Source organism: Streptomyces sp. NPDC085524 (genome assembly GCF_044541755.1).
Classification (GTDB): domain Bacteria; phylum Actinomycetota; class Actinomycetes; order Streptomycetales; family Streptomycetaceae; genus Streptomyces.
The window spans coordinates 145,590-161,893 of sequence record NZ_JBITTH010000013.1; the positions used below are offsets into that span (position 1 = coordinate 145,590).

At 72.3% G+C, this 16,304-nt stretch carries 14 protein-coding genes; 4 read left to right on the forward strand and 10 right to left on the reverse strand.

Annotation, left to right across the window (positions count from 1 at the left end; all coding sequences use genetic code 11):
- Positions 1-10 precede the first annotated feature (10 nt).
- The gene (locus ACIGFK_RS21590; protein ID WP_376658831.1) at positions 11-403 is read left to right on the forward strand and encodes an SCO5389 family protein; all 393 of its coding nucleotides are present in this window, start codon (positions 11-13) and stop codon (positions 401-403) included.
- 83 nt (positions 404-486) lie between these two features.
- Here the strand turns inward: ACIGFK_RS21590 and ACIGFK_RS21595 are convergent, their stop codons facing one another.
- Positions 487-1,518, reverse strand: coding sequence for an LLM class flavin-dependent oxidoreductase (locus tag ACIGFK_RS21595; RefSeq protein WP_376658832.1), 1,032 nt, complete (start codon positions 1,516-1,518; stop codon positions 487-489).
- Positions 1,519-1,746: 228 nt separating this feature from the next.
- Between ACIGFK_RS21595 and ACIGFK_RS21600 the strand changes: the two genes are divergently transcribed.
- Positions 1,747-2,073: an ATP/GTP-binding protein gene (locus ACIGFK_RS21600; protein ID WP_400053164.1), complete on the forward strand. Its 327-nt coding sequence runs from the start codon at positions 1,747-1,749 to the stop codon at positions 2,071-2,073.
- Positions 2,074-2,077: 4 nt separating this feature from the next.
- On the opposite strand, the gene ACIGFK_RS21605 is transcribed toward ACIGFK_RS21600, so the two are convergent.
- The 7 genes from ACIGFK_RS21605 to mce form a co-directional block, all read right to left on the reverse strand.
- Positions 2,078-2,893: an ABC transporter permease gene (locus ACIGFK_RS21605; protein ID WP_400053166.1), complete on the reverse strand. Its 816-nt coding sequence runs from the start codon at positions 2,891-2,893 to the stop codon at positions 2,078-2,080.
- On the reverse strand, positions 2,890-4,005 hold the full coding sequence (locus ACIGFK_RS21610) for an ABC transporter ATP-binding protein (protein WP_376658835.1): 1,116 nt from the start codon (positions 4,003-4,005) through the stop codon (positions 2,890-2,892). The genes ACIGFK_RS21605 and ACIGFK_RS21610 overlap by 4 nt, the downstream gene beginning before the upstream one ends.
- Positions 4,006-4,157: 152 nt before the next feature.
- Positions 4,158-4,937 carry an ABC transporter permease subunit gene (locus ACIGFK_RS21615; protein WP_400053212.1) on the reverse strand — a complete coding sequence of 260 codons (780 nt, stop codon included), beginning with the start codon at positions 4,935-4,937 and terminating at the stop codon, positions 4,158-4,160.
- Between the two features lie 2 nt (positions 4,938-4,939).
- Positions 4,940-5,962 carry an ABC transporter ATP-binding protein gene (locus tag ACIGFK_RS21620; protein WP_376658836.1) on the reverse strand — a complete coding sequence of 341 codons (1,023 nt, stop codon included), beginning with the start codon at positions 5,960-5,962 and terminating at the stop codon, positions 4,940-4,942.
- A gap of 114 nt (positions 5,963-6,076) precedes the next feature.
- Positions 6,077-7,015: a cellulose-binding protein gene (locus tag ACIGFK_RS21625; RefSeq protein ID WP_376658837.1), complete on the reverse strand. Its 939-nt coding sequence runs from the start codon at positions 7,013-7,015 to the stop codon at positions 6,077-6,079.
- Between the two features lie 193 nt (positions 7,016-7,208).
- Positions 7,209-11,765: a polarized growth protein Scy gene (gene scy / locus ACIGFK_RS21630; protein ID WP_386469113.1), complete on the reverse strand. Its 4,557-nt coding sequence runs from the start codon at positions 11,763-11,765 to the stop codon at positions 7,209-7,211.
- Between the two features lie 408 nt (positions 11,766-12,173).
- Positions 12,174-12,617: a methylmalonyl-CoA epimerase gene (mce, locus tag ACIGFK_RS21635; RefSeq protein ID WP_376658839.1), complete on the reverse strand. Its 444-nt coding sequence runs from the start codon at positions 12,615-12,617 to the stop codon at positions 12,174-12,176.
- Positions 12,618-12,754: 137 nt separating this feature from the next.
- On the opposite strand from mce, the gene ACIGFK_RS21640 reads away from it, so the two are divergent.
- Both ACIGFK_RS21640 and meaB read left to right on the forward strand, forming a co-directional pair.
- Complete coding sequence (locus ACIGFK_RS21640) at positions 12,755-13,957, forward strand: acetyl-CoA C-acetyltransferase (protein WP_376658840.1); 1,203 nt, start codon at positions 12,755-12,757, stop codon at positions 13,955-13,957.
- A gap of 63 nt (positions 13,958-14,020) precedes the next feature.
- Positions 14,021-14,983 (forward strand): methylmalonyl Co-A mutase-associated GTPase MeaB, encoded by a 963-nt coding sequence (meaB, locus tag ACIGFK_RS21645; protein ID WP_376658841.1) that lies wholly within the window; start codon positions 14,021-14,023, stop codon positions 14,981-14,983.
- 140 nt (positions 14,984-15,123) lie between these two features.
- On the opposite strand, the gene ACIGFK_RS21650 is transcribed toward meaB, so the two are convergent.
- Together ACIGFK_RS21650 and ACIGFK_RS21655 are read right to left on the reverse strand one after the other, a co-directional pair.
- Entirely contained in the window at positions 15,124-15,675 is a 552-nt protein-coding gene (locus tag ACIGFK_RS21650) for a PepSY domain-containing protein (RefSeq protein ID WP_400053169.1), read from the reverse strand.
- Positions 15,676-15,787: 112 nt separating this feature from the next.
- Positions 15,788-16,270, reverse strand: coding sequence for a MarR family winged helix-turn-helix transcriptional regulator (locus tag ACIGFK_RS21655; RefSeq protein ID WP_376658857.1), 483 nt, complete (start codon positions 16,268-16,270; stop codon positions 15,788-15,790).
- Positions 16,271-16,304 lie beyond the last annotated feature (34 nt).

Here is a 16,304-nt window from a genome sequence, read left to right on the forward strand (position 1 = left end):
AGGAGAACCCATGTCGCTCGACGTCTCACCGGCCCTACTCGAACAGGCCGAGCGAGGCGAGGTCGACGAAGCCGCATTCGTCGACTGCGTCCGGACCTCCCTGCCCTACGCATGGGAGATGATCAGCTCGCTGGTGGCCCAGCTGAAAGTGGACGGCGGAGAGTTCGCCGACAACCAGACGCCGCCGCCGGACGAGCAGGCGCGTGGGCAGCTGCTGCGCGCTCTTGCGAGTGACGCGATACGAGGTGCGCTGCAGCGCCACTTCGGAGTGCGCCTGGCATTCCAGAACTGCCACCGGGTAGCGGTGTTCCCGCTTGATCCCTCGGTGGACGACCGGCTGGCCAAGTTCACTTCGATCCGCGGCCAGCTGCTCAACCAGTCGCCGACACTGCGCGACTGCTAGCCCGCACCACCCGCACAATCCGTACTACCTGCACCACCCGCACCATTCGTACTGATCGCACCACCCGTGCCTCCCGGCGGATCTCAGCCGAGACGGGGCAGGACCTCGGCGCCGAGGCGCCGTACGTTCTCCTCCGTCGCGGCGAGATCCCCGGAGCCCTCCGTCAGGAGGGCGAAGCGCGTGATGCCGGTCCGGGCGGACGTGGCCGCCAGACGGTCCGCCGCCAGGGCCGGGGTTCCCACCGGGTGCAGGTCGCACAGGAGTTCCGTGTACGCGACGGGATCCCGCATCGAGCGGATCCGGCCGTCCACCGTCACGTGCGCGTCCAGGCCCTGCTTCAGCCAGCCCGGCATCGACTTCACCAGCGTTTCACGGGCGTCGGCCGTGCTGTCCGCCAGCTGGCACACCCCGGCGGACACATGGCCCGCACCGGCCACGAAGTCCGCGGAACGGCCCGCCTCCAGGGCGGTCCGCCGCCACAGCGCGACCATCTCCGCCTTCTCCTCGTCCCCGCAGTGCATGCCCAGCAGCATCGGCAGCCCCCGCTCTGCGGCGAGCCGGACCGACGCGGGCGAGGTGCAGGCCACGATGACCTCCGGGCCCGTCCCGTCCCCGTCGAGGGCTTCCGAGGGCCGCGGTACGACGGCCACCTCGCGGAAGCCGTACCGCTCGCCGGCCGCACCCACGCGCGGCTCGGTCAGCCAGCGCCGCAGCAGGTCCAGCGCCTCCGGGAAGCCGTTCTCGTACGAGTCCAGGCCGCCCTCGAAGACCTCCAGGTCCACCCACGGCCCGCCGCGGCCCACGCCGAGCGTGAACCGCCCGCCGGAGGTCAGGTGCAGCAGGGCGGCCTGCTCGCCGAGGGCCACCGGGTGCGCGTTCGGCAGTACGCTCACCGCCGTGCCCACCCGGAGCCGCCGGGTCCGCCCCAGCAGCAGGGCGGCCAGGGTCACGGCCGAGGGGCACACCCCGTACGGGACGAAGTGGTGCTCGGCCAGCCAGACCGCGTCGAGCCCGGCCTCCTCCGCCACCTCGGCCGTCCGCACCGCCCGGTGCAGTGCCTCGCCCTGTCCCTGCCCCGGGAACTGGGCAGCCAGTACAAACGCTCCTACGCGCATCGCCTTTAGCCTCCTCGCGGCTGACGCGGCCTCCCCCAGGCGGACCGGTTCTTCCTATGGCAACAACGTCTGACACGTGCCAAAGGCACGGGCTGACAGGAAAGTTATTGGGATTGTCGGGCCATCTCCCGTCGTGCAGCCGCCTTCCACGACCACCCTGCGGGTACCCCGGCTCGCTGCGCGTAGTCTGGGAGAAAGTCCCTGCCGCCGCTCATCCGTGAGGTATACGTGTCACCGCGCCACAACCGACCCCGAGGCGGCGAGACCCCGGAGGAACGCCCCAACACCGGCTTCGACCGCTACGGGCTGGAGCGCACCGAGGAGTACCAGGGCGAGGACTGGAAGGTGCGGCACGTCGCGGGCGCGAGTGCGGCGGGCAAGCGCTACCGCTGCCCCGGCTGCGACCAGGAGATCCCCTCCGGCACCCCGCACCTGGTGGCCTGGCCGGAGTACGGCGGCGTGGACGACCGGCGCCACTGGCACAAGGCCTGCTGGAACGCGAAGGACCGCCGCACCTCGAAGGTGCAGCGGTCCCGCAACGCGCCCAGGTACTAGGGCCTCAGACGTCCCGGCGGCCGACCACCACGTAGGAGGCGGCCACGGTGGCGCCGGTGACCAGCGCGATCAGTGCCAGGTGGGAGAGATCGCTGGTCGGCGCGCCCATGTCGCTCCCGGCCGGCATGCCGAACAGCTTCATCAGCGCCACCGGCGCGTTGTGCCGCAGGATCGCCGAGCCCACGGGCTGGAGCGCCTCCCAGCTGCTGAGCATCCCGCCTATCACCGGGGGCAGCGTGACCACGCCCAGCATCACGGCGATCGCCCCGGCCGAGTGCCGCAGCAGCGCCCCGACGGACAGGGCCAGCACGCCCAGCAGGGTCACGTAGAAGGCGCCCGCCATCGCGCCGAGCCACTCGGACGTCGCGTGAGGACCGGCGGCGGAGCCGTTGTGGACGAGCGCCGCGCCCAGGCCCACGAGGAAGACGGAGCCGGCGGTGACGAGGAAGGCGGTGGCACTGAAGACGAGGTACTTCGCGGTGAGCACGCGGTGCCGGTCGGGGGCGGCCGTGAAGGTGGTCCGGGCCAGACCGGTGGCGTGCTCCGAGGTGATCGTCAGGACACCGAGCACCATCACGGCGAGCTGCCCCACCAGCAGGCCGAAGAGGGCCGGCGTGGTGAAGGAGATGTCCGTGTAGTCCCGGTCGACGGTCTGCACGACGAAGAGCAGCCCGATGCCGACGACGGTCAGCACGAGCGCCCCGAGCGTCCACAGGGTGGAGCGGACCGAGACCATCTTGGTCCACTCCGAGGCCAGGGCGTGCCCCAGATGCGGCCGCGGTGTCGGCAGCGGCGAGCTGTACGTGGCCGGCGCGGTCATCGTGCGTCCTCGGGGTCGTTCTTCACGGCGCCGGCGAGCTCGCCGGGGTCGCTGGGCATCAGGAAGGGCCGGCCGCCCGCGCCGGGCGGCGGCGGAGCGAAGAACCCGGCCTGCGGGACCTCCGGTGCGGCCGCCTCGCCCTCCCACTCCGGGACCGTGAGCGGCTCCGGCTCCCACAGCTCGGCCCGGGGGTCGTCGGTGGAGGTGTACTCGACGGAGGACTGGGTCATCCGCATGTACGCCTCCTCCAGCGAGGCCCGGTGCGGCGACAGCTCCCACAGCCGGATGCCGGCCCCGTGCGCGAGGTCGGAGATCCGCGGCAGCTCCACACCGGTCACGCGCAGTGCACCGTCGGTCTCCTGGAGGACCCGGCCGCCCGCCTCGCGCAGGACCGCACCCAGTGCGTCCCGGCCATCGGGGTCGGTGTCGGCCGTGCGCACCCGAGCGAATCCGGCCGAATTGTGCGTGATGAATTCCTGCGTGCCCATGTCGGCCAGCAGCCGGCCCCGGCCGATCACGATCAGGTGGTCGGCGGTCAGCGCCATCTCGCTCATCAGGTGCGAGGAGACGAAGACGGTACGGCCCTCGGCGGCGAGCCGCTTCATGAGGTTGCGCACCCAGAGGATGCCCTCGGGGTCGAGGCCGTTGACCGGTTCGTCGAACAGCAGTACCTGGGGGTCGCCGAGCAGGGCGGTGGCGATGCCGAGCCGCTGGCCCATGCCGAGCGAGAAGCCCTTCGTACGCACCTGGGCGACGTCCTGGAGGCCGACCACCGCCAGCACCTCGTCCACCCGCTTCTCGGGGATCCCGGAGAGCTGGGCGATCGACAGCAGGTGCTTGCGCGCCCGGCGGCCGCCGTGCACGGCCTTGGCGTCGAGGAGGGCCCCGACGTGCCGCTGGGCGTTCGGCAGCTCCCGGAAGGGGTGGCCGTTGATCGTGACCCGGCCGGACGTGGGCCGGTCCAGGCCCAGGATCATGCGCATGGTCGTGGACTTCCCGGAGCCGTTCGGCCCCAGGAATCCGGTGACGTGACCCGGCTTGACCTGGAAGGACAACTGGTCGACGGCGGTCTTCGCGCCGTAGCGCTTGGTCAGGCCGACTGCCTCGATCATCTTTACTGCCCCTTACCAGGCCGGGACGACTTTCGCCCGCGTAAGGCTTAAGAGGATAACGAGCTTCCTGTGGTTCCGTCCCGGGCCGATCCCCGAGCCGACCCTGAGGCCGACCCGGGGATCACCCGTAGTACTTCAGACGGGTACGACGCTCACGCGTCCCTCTTCTTGAGGACGAGGTAGCCCCCGAGTACCGCTGCCAGCGTCCACAGGACCATGATCCCGAAGCCGCCCCAGGCGCTGTACGGCGCCGGATCGCTGCCCATCGCGCCGGGGACGACCTGCATGATCTTGCCGCCGGCCTGGTCCGGGAAGTACTGGGCGACCTTCCGGGTCGCCTCGACCGCCCCGAGGATGTTCGAGACCAGGAAGAAGAACGGCATCAGGATGCCGAGGGACAGGATCGAGCTGCGCAGGATCGTGGCCATGCCCATCGAGAACAGGGCGATCATCGCCATGTAGAGGCCTGCGCCGATCACCGCGCGCAGCACGTTCGGCTCGCTGATGGCGATGCTGCGGTCGCCCAGGATGGCCTGCCCGAGGAAGAAGGACAGGAAGCTGGTGACCAGGCCCACCACGAGCGCGAGACCCGTGGCCACGGTGAGCTTGCCGAAGAGGAACTCCGCGCGCCGGGGCACGGCGGCCAGCGAGGTGCGGATCATGCCCGAGCTGTACTCGGTGCCGACGACCAGGACACCGAAAACGATCATGGCGAGCTGGCCGAGGGTCATTCCGGCGAAGCTGGCCAGCGTCGGGTCGAAGGTGGCCCGCTCCTGCGGCGCCATGCCGTCGAAGGAGTTGTTGATCACCGCGCACAGCGCGGCGCTGATCCCGACGGTGACCACCAGGGCGGAGATCAGGGACCAGGTGGTGGAGGCGACCGTGCGGATCTTGGTCCACTCGGACTGGAGGACGGCGGGGAAGGAGGACACGGTCACTCGCCGCCCTTGCGCGTCGCCTCGAAGCCGGCGCCCCACGCGGGGACGTCCGCCGGCCGGGCCGGGTTGTCCGCCGTGAAGCCCGCGGGCACCGGCGCACCCGGTACGCCCGGGGCGTGGGCGTGGTACTCGACGGAATCCGCCGTCATGCGCATGAACGCTTCCTCCAGTGAAGCCCGTTGCGGGCTGAGTTCGTGCAGCACGATCTGGTGCTGGGCGGCGAGCTCGCCGAGCCGCTCCGATTCCACGCCGTCGATCTCCAGCGCGCCGGTGCCCGGGACGCCGACCGCCTGGATGCCCGCCTCGTGCAGGACGTCCTTCAGGCGCTCCTGCTGCGGCGAGCGCAGCCGCACGTAACTGCGCGAGTTCTGCTGGATGAAATCGGCCATCGACAGGTCTGCCAGCAGTTTTCCCTGACCGATGACGACCAAATGATCTGCCGTCAGGGCCATTTCGCTCATCAGATGGGAGGAGACGAAGATCGTCCTCCCCTCCGAGGCCAACCCCTTCATCAGATTCCGGATCCAGAGAATTCCCTCCGGGTCCAGACCGTTGACGGGTTCGTCGAACATCAGGATTTCCGGATCACCCAGCAGTGCGGAGGCGATACCGAGGCGCTGGCCCATGCCCAGCGAAAATCCTTTGGACTTCTTCTTCGCCACGGCGGTCAGACCGACCAGGTCCAGCACCTCGCCGACCCGGCTCTTCGGGATCCGGTTCGACTGGGCAAGACAGAGAAGGTTGTTGTACGCGCTGCGACCGCCGTTCATGGCTTTCGCGTCCAGCAGCGCCCCGATGTGCTTCAGCGGCTCCGGCAGGTCCCGGTAGTGCTTCCCGTCGATCCGGACCGTACCGCTGGTCGGGTTGTCGAGGTCGAGCATCATGCGCATGGTCGTGGACTTGCCCGCCCCGTTGGGGCCGAGGAAGCCGGTGACCACCCCCGGTCTGACCTGGAAGCTGAGGTTGTCCACGGCGGTCTTCGCGCCGAATCGTTTGGTAAGGCCCTCAAGCTCGATCATGCAGGCCACGCTAGAACGCCGAAGGGCCGTACGCCACCTACGAAAGGTGACGCACGGCCCTGCTTTCGTCGCGAAGCGGGCGAACCGAACCGCCCGGTAACCGCGAACGCGGCGTCAGCGCGTCTGCTGCGCCGGAACGCCGCGGGTGACGGGCTCGTCGTCCACGATCGGGTTGGCCGCCGCGACGGCCGCACCGGTCAGCGTCGCCAGCATCTCGCGGACGTTGGTCAGCTGGGCGTTGATCGAGTCGCGGCGGTTGGTGAGCGCCGCCAGCTCGCGCTCGGACTCGCTGCGGATGCGGTCGGCCTTGGCGTTGGCGTCGGCCACGATGTCCTCGGCCTGGCGCTGCGCGGTCTCCACCGTCTGGCGGGCCCGGCGCTCGGCGTCCGTACGGAGCTTCTCGGCCTCCAGACGCAGCTGCTCGGCGCGGTGCTCGATCTCGGCCAGGCGCTTCTCGGCCTTGGCCTGACGCGAGGCCAGGTCGCGCTCGGACTGCTCGCGGCGCTTGGCCAGGTTGGTCTCGAAGTCCGCGGCGGCCTGGGCGGCCTTGGCGCGGGTCTCCTCGAACAGGGCGTCGGCCTCCTCGCGCTTGGAGGCCGCGTCCTTCTGGGCCTCGGCGCGCAGGGTGGCGGCGTCGCCCTTGGCCTTCTCGACGATGCGGACGCCCTCGTCCTCGGCCTTCGACTTGCGGTCGGCGGCGAACGACTCGGCGTCGTTGCGCACCTGCTGCGCGGCCGACTCGGCCAGCTCGCGGTGCTGCTCGGCCGCGCGACGGGCCTCCTCGCGCAGGTCCTTCGCCTCCTCCTCGGCCAGGCGCAGGATCTTCTCGACCCGGGCGCCGAGGCCGGCGTACGACGGCTCGGCGTCGCTCACCTGGGCCTGGGCGTTCTGCGTTTCGAGGTGCAGCTCCTCGATCCGCTTTTCCAGAGAGTTGATACGTCCAAGGGCGCTGTCGCGGTCGGAGACCAGCTTGGTAATGCGGTCGTCCACCTGACCGCGGTCGTAACCGCGCCGCACGAGCTCGAAGCCGAAGGGGGAGGAAGGGTCGCTCATGGGGTTCCTGTCGAATGAGACCGATGAGGTGCTACGTGAGGTGTTAGGGGAATCCTAGGCGCCAGGACGGCGTGTCTTCGAGTCAATCCGCGATTGATCTGGACAATGACACCCCTTTTGAGTGGCAAGGCGGCAGAATGCTTGTCACTCGTTCGCCTGAACACCTGTCAGAAGCACACTCATCGCTCGCGGACTAGCCCTCCGACGACTTCCCACCCGATCGAGTGGAACCCGCCGTCGCGCCGGCCTTCGCACCCCCCGAGCCCTGGCTTCCGACCGTCGGCTTCGCGCCGCCCGAAGGCGCCTCGAATGATTCCAACGCCTCAAGAACGTCCTGGACACGGGAGATCTCGCCCTGAATGTCCTGACGCCTGCGCACCAGGACCTCCAGCTCACGGCGGCCCTCCTCGACGAGCCGCTCGGCCTCCGCCTTCGCCTCGGCCAGGGCGTTCTCCGCCTCCCGGGCCAGCTCCGCCTTCTTCTGCTCGGCCTCCTTGAGCAGCGCCTCGGCCTTGCGCACCGCGGCGATGCGCACCTTGCTCGCCTCGCTGCTCGCGTCCGACACCAGGGCCTTGGCCTTCGCCTCCGCCTCGACGCTCTGCTCGGTCGCCGCGCGCACCAGCTTGTCCACGCGCTCGCCGGCCGACTTCATCTGCTCGGCAGACTCCCGGCGGGCCCGCTCGTGCAGCTCCTCGACCTCCGACTCGACGCGGCCGCGCAGCTCCTCCGCCCGCTCCCTTATGGCAGCGGCGTCCGAGCGCGCACCGACCAGCAGCTCGTCCGCGTCCGTACGGGCCTTCTCCACCACGGAGTTGCCCTCGACGGTCGCCTCCGAGGTGATCCGCGCGGCCTCCTTGCGGGCTGCGTCGACCATCGCGTCGGCCTGCTCCTCGGCCCCCGTGGTGGCGGCCAGGGCCTGCTTCGCCGCCTCGGCGGTGAGCTTGTCGGCCTCCGCCGCGGCCTCGGTGATGAGCCGGTCGACCTGCTCCGCGGCCTCGCTGCGGCGCTTGTTGGCCGCCTCGCGCGCCTCGTCCAGCAGCCGCTCGGAGTCCTTCCGGGCCTCGCTGCGGATGCGCTCCGCCTCGGCCGCCGCCTCCGCCTTGACCCGCTCGGCCTCCGACCGGGTACGGGTGGCGTGCTCCTGCGCCGAGGACAGGGACTCCGACGCCTCCGCGCGCAGCCGTTCGGCCTCGTTCGCGGCCTCGCCGACCGTGCGCTCGTTCGCCTTGCGGGTCTCTGCCATGAGCCGGTCCGCTTCCGCGGCCGTCTCGGCGGTGAGCTTGTCGGCCTCCGACGCGGCTTCGGTGATGAGCCGGTCCGCCTGCTCGGCGGCCTCGCTGCGCAGCCGGTTGCCCTCGGCACGGGCCTCGTCGAGGATCCGCTCGGACTCCCGCTCGGCGCTCGCCAGGGTCTCGTTCGCCGCGGCCGTGACGCGCTCCGCCTCCGCGGTGGCCTCGCCGATGATCCGGCCGCCCTCCGCCCGCGCGTCCTCCAGGACCTTCGCGGCCTCGGCGACCGTGGCCTCGTTGGCCGCGCGGGTCTCGTCGACCAGCCGGTCGCCTTCGTTGCGGGCGTCGACCAGCACGCGCGCCGCGTCCCGCTCGGCCGCGACCAGGGTCTCGGCCGCCTGGGCCGTGAGCCGCTCCGCCTTCGTACGCAGGGCGTCCGCGGCGGCCTCGGCCTCGCCGACGGTGGCCTCGTTGGCCGCGCGGGTCTCCTCGGTGAGGCGCTCGGCCTCGGCCGTGGCCTCCGTGATGAGCCGGTCCGCCTGCTCCGCGGCCTCGGTGCGCAGCCGGTTGCCCTCGGCGCGGGCCTCGTCCAGGATGCCCGCGGCCTCGATGCGGGTCGCCTCGGCGGCCTCGGCGGCCTCGCGGGTGAGCCGCTCGGCCTCCTCCGCGGCCTCGCCGACGGTCTCCGCGTTCGCGGCGCGGGTCTCCTCGGTGTGCCGCTCCGCCTCGGCAGTGGCCTCGGCGGTGATCCGGGCCCCCTCGGCGCGGGCCGACTCCAGGGACTCCGCCGCCTCGCCGCGGATCCGGTTCGCGTCCTCGCGGGCGTCCGCCCGGGTACGGGCCGCGTCGCGCTCGGACGAGGCCAGCGCGTCCGTGGCCTCCGTGCGCACCCGCTGCGCGTACTCCGCCGTGTCGGTGCGCAGCTGCTCCGCCTCGGCGATCGCGTCGGCGACCGTGCGCTCGGCCAGCGCCTTCGCCGCGTCCGTCTCGGTGCGGGCCTCGCTGCGGATCCGGTTGGCGTCCTCGGTGGCCCGCTCCCGCTCCGCGTACGCGTCGGCGCGCACCCGGGCGGCCTCTTCCTCGGCCTCCGTCTTCGCGCGCTCCGCCGCGTGCTCGGCGGCGCTGCGCAGCCCGGTGATCTCCTCCTCGGCCTGCTCGTGCAGACCCGCCACGGCGTCCCGCACCTGCTGGGCGGTGGCCTCCGCCGCCGACACGACCTCCGACGCGCGCCGCTCGGCCTCCTCGGTCAGCCAGACCGCCTCGGCCTGCGCCTCCTCGGAGCGCTTGCGCGCCTGCGCCAGCAGTTCCTCGCTCTGCTCGCGGGCCTGGGCCCGCTCGCTCTCCGCGTCGGTCCGGGCCGCCGCCAGGGTCTCCTCGGACTCGCGGCGGCGCCGGGCGGCCTCCTCCTGCGCGGCGGCCAGCGCCTCCGCGGCCTCCTCGGCGACCCGCTCGGCCGCCGCCTTCGCCTCGGCGCGCAGCCGGTCCGCGGTCTCCTGCGCCTCGGTGCGCACCCGCTCGGCCTCGGTCTCGGCCTCGCTGCGCAGCCGTACGGCCACCTGCTCGGCCTCGGCGCGCACCCGGCCCGCGTCGTCCGCGGCGTCGGTGCGCAGCTGGTCGGCCTCGGCCTCCGACTGGGTCTGGAGCGTGCGGATCCGCTCCGCGGACTCGGCGCGGAGCCGGTCGGACTCCTCGGCGGTCTCCCGGCGGATGTTCTCCGCCGCCGCGCGGGCGTCGCGCAGCGTCTGCTCGGCCGTGGCCAGCCGGGCCTCGGCGTCCGTGTGGAGCCGTACGAGCTCCTCGTCGGCCTCCGCCCGCTTCGCGGCCAGCGCCTGCTCGGTCTCCTCGCGCCGGGCGAGGGCAGCCGCCTCCGCCTCGGCCACCGCGGCCTGCGCCTGCTCCTCGGCCTCGGCGCGCAGCCGTTCCGCCTCGGCGCGGGTCCGCTCCAGGGTCTCCTCGGCCTGCTTGCGCAGCGTGCCGGCCCGCTCGACGGCCTCGGCGCGGACCCGCTCGCTCTCGGCGGTCGCCCCGCCGCGCAGCTCGTCCGCGTCCGCCTTGGCCTTGCCGAGCAGCTCCTCGGCGGTCCGGGCCGCCTCCTCGATCTGCTGGACGGCCTCGCGGCGCGCCTCGCCGCGGATCCGCTCGCCCTCGGCGACGGCCTCCGCACGCAGCTGCTCGGCCTCGCCGCGCAGCCTGCGGGCCTCCTCCTGGAGCTCGACCGTGCGGGCCCGGTACTCCTCGGTGTCGTCCTTCGCGGCGCCCTTGAGCTCATCGGCCGTCGCCGCCGCCTGGAGGCGCAGCCGGTCGGCCTCCGCCTCGGCCTCGCGGCGGATCCGCTCGGCCTCCTCGGACGCGGCGCGGGTGGTGGCCCGGGCGTCCTCCGATGCCTTGTTCAGTACGTCCTCGGCGGTGCGGGCCGCCTTCGCCAGCTGCGCCGCCATGTCCTCGGCGGCGGCCGTACGGGCCTGCTCCCCGGCCTCGGTGCGCAGCCGCTCCGCCTCCGCGCGGGCGTCGGCCAGGGCCTGCTCGGCCTCCGCCTTGAGGGTCTCGGCCTCCTTCGTGGCCTCGCCGACCAGCCGGGCGACCTGCTCCTTGGCGGTACGGGTGCGCTGCTCGTTGACGGACTCCGCCGACGAGAGCTGGCGGGCCGCGCTCTCCTTGGCCTCGGCGAGGAGCTTCTCGGCCTCGGCCCGGGCCGTGCGCAGCGCGGCATCGGCCTCCTGCGCCCGCGCCTCGGCCACCCGGCCGAGGTCGAGGGTCTGCTGCCGGGTCTGCTCGGCCTCGGCGGAGGTGGTGGAGCGCAGCCGCTCCGCGTGCTCGGTGGCCTCCTGGGCCTGCGCGGAGGCGGCGGTCAGCAGCCGCTCGGCCTCCTTGCGGGCGCGCAGCAGCGTGGCTTCGGCCTCCGCGCGCGTGGCCTCCGCGTCGGCGGCGATCCGGCGCCGGGTCTCCTCGGCGACGCGGGCGGCCTCGGCGCGGGCGGCGTTCAGGGACTGCTCGGCCTCGGCGCGGGACTCCTCCATGAGGCGGCGCGCCTGGGACTCGGTACGGGCGCGGAGCTGCTCGGCCCAGGCCACGTTCTCGTTGACGTGGGCCTCGACGGTCTGGCGGCGCTCGTTGAGCTCCTGGTCCAGCCGCTGGCGCCGGTTGACGGCCTCGGCGTGCAGCTCCGCCTGGAGCCGGGACTGGTGTTCGGCGTGCTCCTGCAGGATGCGCTGGGTCTGCGCCCGGGCATCGCGGAGCTCGCGCTCGGCGTCGGAGCGCATCTGGTCGGCCTGGATCTGGGCATTGCGGAGCAGCTGCTCCGCCTGGTAGCCCATGTCCGCGCCGTCGTAGGCGGGCCGGGACGCCAGGGCCCGTCGCACCTCGTGGAGCTTGGCGCGCAGCACCTCGACCTGGTACCCCAGGTCCTCAGCGTGCTGGACGGCCTTCCCGCGCTCCTTCTTCAGCCGCTCCATCTCGGCCTCGAAGCGCGAGAGATGGTCGGCCTCGGCCTGATGGCTCTCCTGGCTTTCGTAGCCCCGCACAGCGCGGTCCCATCCGTCCCCTGGTCGCAAGCTCACTCCCAAATGAGCATCGCTCGCCCGCTGAACGACGCCCCCGGGGCATGGTGTCAGATACCGGGGCAGACCTCACAGGCCCCGACACCGTCTCCGCACCGAATCCCGGCCGAGCCATGGCCACTCTACCGGCCGGGGATAGGGGACATCAGTGCACTCTTGCGGGTACTCCGGAAGCCGGGCACGCGGCAATTCCCCCACCGGGTCCGCGGAGGGGCGATTTGCGGCGTTCGGACGCCGGCGCGGAGCACTTGGGGCCGGGCGGGGGCGGGAGGGCCCGGAGGGCGGACCGCCCGGCATGTGATCAAGGAAACGCACGGTGTCCGTACGGCGGACGGCACACCACGGCCCGGTGGTGTGCCGCGACGCGGGCCGTCAGTGGTGGTCGGCCGACTGCTCGGGGTTGGAGGTGACGAGCTCGGTCAGGACGCCGTGGCAGTCCTTCGGGTGCAGGAAGGTGATCGACGAGCCCATGGAGCCGGTGCGGGGCTGGTCGTAGAGGACGCGGACGCCCTTGCCGCGGATGGCCTCCGAGTCGCCGAGGACGTCCTCGGTGCCGAAGGCGATGTGGTGGACGCCCTCGCCGTTCTTCGCCAGCCACTTGCCCACCGCGGAGTCCTCGCGGGTGGGCTCCAGGAGCTGGAGGTAGGAGGCGCCGCCGTCGGAGGTCTCGTTGATCTTGAGCATGGCCTCGCGGACGCCCTGCTCCTCGTTGACCTCGGAGTGGAACACCTCGAAGCCGTACGTGGCACGGTAGAACTCGACGGTCTTGTCCAGGTCGAAGCAGGCGATCCCGATGTGGTCGATTCTTGTCAGCATGGGACCAGTGCACCGCCCGCGAGGGTGGTCACGCAACGTGCCAGCGATCACACCGACATGCCGGTGACGGCGCGGGTACCGCTCAGTACATTCGGGTAAACCCTCGTTCACTCCTCATCTTCAAGGGGCTGTGCCTCATGTCCGGAACGAACAACACCACGTCAGTGATCGTCGCCGGGGCCCGCACCCCCATGGGGCGGCTGCTCGGCTCGCTGAAGTCCTTCTCGGGTGCCGACCTCGGCGGCGTCGCCATCAAGTCCGCGCTGGAGCGGGCCGGAATCACCGGCGACCAGGTCCAGTACGTGATCATGGGCCAGGTCCTCCAGGCCGGCGCGGGCCAGATCCCGGCCCGCCAGGCCGCCGTCAAGGCCGGCATCCCGATGAACGTCCCGGCGCTCACCATCAACAAGGTGTGCCTCTCGGGCCTCGACGCGATCGCGCTGGCGGACCAGCTCATCCGCGCCGGCGAGTTCGACATCGTGGTCGCGGGCGGCCAGGAGTCCATGACGAACGCCCCGCACCTGCTGCCCAAGTCCCGCGAGGGCTTCAAGTACGGCGCCATCGAGATGCTCGACGCGATGGCCTACGACGGCCTCACCGACGCCTTCGAGAACATCGCGATGGGCGAGTCCACCGAGAAGCACAACACCCGCCTCGGCATCGAGCGCGCCCCGCAGGACGAGTTCGCCGCGGCCTCCCACCAGCGGGCCGCCGCCGCGCAGAAGAACGGCGTCTTCGAAGCCGAGATCACCCCGGTGCACATTCCGCAGCGCAAGGGCGACCCGGTCGTCTTCGCGCACGACGAGGGCATCCGCCCCGAGACCACCGTCGAGTCCCTCGGCAAGCTGCGCCCGGCCTTCGCCAAGGACGGCACCATCACCGCCGGCACCTCCTCGCAGATCAGCGACGGCGCGGCCGCCGTCGTCGTGATGAGCAAGGCCAAGGCGGAGGAGCTGGGCCTGGAGTGGCTCGCCGAGATCGGCGCCCACGGCAACGTGGCCGGTCCCGACAACTCCCTGCAGTCGCAGCCGTCCAACGCGATCCTGCACGCCCTGAAGAAGGAGGGCCTGGAGGTCGGCGACCTGGACCTCATCGAGATCAACGAGGCCTTCGCGGCCGTCGCCGTGCAGTCGATGAAGGACCTCGGCGTGGACCCGGAAACGGTGAACGTCAACGGCGGCGCCATCGCCCTGGGCCACCCGATCGGCATGTCCGGCGCCCGCGTGGTGCTGCACCTGGCGCTCGAGCTCAAGCGCCGCGGCGGCGGCGTCGGCGCGGCCGCGCTGTGCGGCGGCGGCGGGCAGGGCGACGCGCTGATCGTGCGCGTGCCGCAGGCCTGACGGCCGGCACCGGCCCGTACCCGTAGTCCCGAAGTCCCGTAGTCCTCGAGGAGCGCAGCACGTATGACGGCGGTGGACGTCCCCCAGCTGGTGGCCCAGGCCCGTGAAGGCAGGCCGAGAGCAGTGGCCCGGCTGATCTCGCTGGTCGAGGGGGCGTCCCCGCAGCTGCGGGAGGTGATGGCCGCCCTGGCCCCGCTCACGGGCGGGGCGTACGTGGTGGGGCTGACGGGGTCGCCGGGCGTCGGCAAGTCGACCTCGACCTCGGCGCTGGTCTCCGCGTACCGCAAGGCCGGGAAGCGGGTCGGCGTCCTCGCCGTCGACCCGTCCTCGCCCTTCTCGGGCGGTGCGCTGCTCGGCGACCGGGTGCGCATGTCCGACCACGCCTCGGACCCGGGCGTGTACATCCGGTCCATGGCCACCCGGGGGCACCTGGGCGGTCTGGCATGGGCCGCGCCGCAGGCGATCCGGGTGCTGGACGCGGCCGGCTGCGACGTGATCCTGGTCGAGACGGTCGGGGTCGGGCAGTCGGAGGTGGAGATCGCCTCGCAGGCCGACACCTCGGTGGTGCTGCTGGCCCCCGGGATGGGCGACGGGATCCAGGCCGCGAAGGCGGGCATCCTGGAGATCGGCGACGTGTACGTGGTGAACAAGGCCGACCGGGACGGCGCGGACGCCACGGCCCGGGAGCTGAACCACATGCTGGGCCTGGGGGAGGCGCGCGGCCGGGAGGACTGGCGGCCGCCGATCGTGAAGACGGTCGCGGCCCGGGGCCAGGGCATCGACGAGCTCGTCGAGGCGCTGGAGAAGCACCGGGCGTGGATGGACGAGCGCGGGGTGCTGGCCGAGCGGCGGGCCGCTCGGGCCGCGCGGGAGGTGGAGACCATCGCCGTCACCACGCTGCGGGCGCGGATGGCCGATCTGCACGGCGATGCGCACCTGGACGCGCTGGCGGGGCGGGTCGCCGCCGGTGAGCTGGACCCGTACGCGGCGGCGGATGCGCTGCTGGCGACGCTGACGGAGGGCTGAGGCGCGGGCCGCTCGGGCGCGGGCCGCCGGGGCGCGGGTGTCCGTGCGGCGCCGTTGCCGGGGCGCTGCCCCGGATCCCGCGCCTCAAACGCCGGCGGGGCCGGATGTGCCCCGGGGCCGGATTGCGCGGCGAGTCCGGTTCAGTTGTTGTCGTTGTCGTTGTCGTCGGAGGCTGCGGTGACCTTGCCCGTCGTGGGGTCCACGTGGGCGTTCCAGGTCTTGCCGCCGGATTCCTTGACCTCGACGTGCCAGTAGGCGGCGCCGCCGTCGTCGTCCCACTCCACCGACCAGACCTTCCCGGGGTGCGCGGCGAGGGCTGCCTTCATCGCCTGCTGGGCGTCGACCTTCGCGGCGAGCAGCGCCTTGTTCCCGCCGCTGTCGTCGCTGTCGTCGTCCGCGTTCTCGGTGAACACCTTGCCGCTGCGGGTGTCGACCGTCAGTTCCGCGTGCTTGCCGTTCTTGCCGATGACGTCGACGTGCCAGACGGCGTCGTCCTTGTCGAGGGACTCCACGACGCCGGGGTACGTCTTCAGGGCCGCCGCCGCGGCCGCCTGGGCGTCCACGTCGGCCGGGGCCACTGCGGCGGGGGCGGTTCTCGCCGTGTCGGCGGATGCCGCTGCCGCGGCCGCCGCCGGGCCTCCTGCGATCAGGACCACGGACGCGGCCGCAGCGATGTACGCGTTGCGCTTCATGGCTTGGACCTCCTCAGGCCGGCCATGGCGCTCACGGTTGCTCGGCGGTCGGCCGGCAGCGGGCGGATAGTGCCCATTGTCCGGCCGACCGCGCGGTGGCGCCCGGCGGGCCTCAGGCCTTGCCGCGGTTGGCGCGCAGGTGCTCGGCCACCGGGGTCAGGGAGGCGCGGATGGCCGCCAGGTCCTCCGGGGCCAGCAGGTCGATGAAGTGCCGGCGGACCGATGCCACGTGGTGCGGGGCGACCTTGCGCATGGTCTCCATGCCCTGGTCCGTGAGCACCGCGTACAGGCCGCGGCGGTCGGACTCGCAGTTCACGCGGACGACCAGGCCGGCCGCCTCCATGCGCGTGATCTGGTGGGACAGCCGGCTCTTGGACTGCAGGGTGGCGGTCGCGAGATCGCTCATCCGCATGCGGTGGTCGGCCGACTCCGAGAGGTTCACGAGGATCTCGTAGTCGTTGTTGGTGAGCCCGAAGGGCTGGAGATCCTTCTCCAGCTGGTGCATCAGCAGCCTGCTGACGTCCAGGTGGGTGCGCCAGAGGCACTGCTCGGCGTCCGTCAGCCAGCGTGTGGCGGTCTCGGTGTCGGTCTCCATGGTCTCCATGAGTGAATTCTACCTAAGAAGTTGA